The organism is Pseudomonas viridiflava (genome assembly GCF_900602065.1).
Lineage (GTDB): Bacteria > Pseudomonadota > Gammaproteobacteria > Pseudomonadales > Pseudomonadaceae > Aquipseudomonas.
In genome coordinates this window covers 1-291 of the sequence record NZ_UWFN01000018.1, presented here as the reverse complement: position 1 = coordinate 291, position 291 = coordinate 1, and the positions used below count along the sequence as shown (strand labels likewise).

Genomic DNA, 291 nt, shown 5'->3' with positions numbered 1-291 from the left:
GATGCCCGGCATTGAATTTGGACATGGCGAGAATATCGTTGAGCAGTTCCACCAGCACCTTGCCCGAGTCGTGGGCAATCAACAGTTGCTGACGCTGCTCGGCCGTCAGCGGGCCGTCCAGCGACAGCGCGAGCATGCCGAGCAGGCCGTTAAGTGGCGTGCGGATTTCATGGCTCATGTGCGCCAGAAACGCCGAGCGCGCATGCGCCATATCGAGCGCGGTGCTGCGTGCAATCTGCAGTTCCTCGTTGGACTGGCGTAGTCGGATGTTGCTGGTGCGCAATTCGTTGG

The 291-nt window shown here is 60.8% G+C and carries 1 protein-coding gene; it reads right to left on the bottom strand.

What is annotated here, in order from left to right:
• Positions 1-291, bottom strand: a 291-nt coding sequence (locus EE949_RS00085; protein ID WP_277423359.1) for a histidine kinase dimerization/phospho-acceptor domain-containing protein, incomplete at both ends; no start/stop codon positions are given.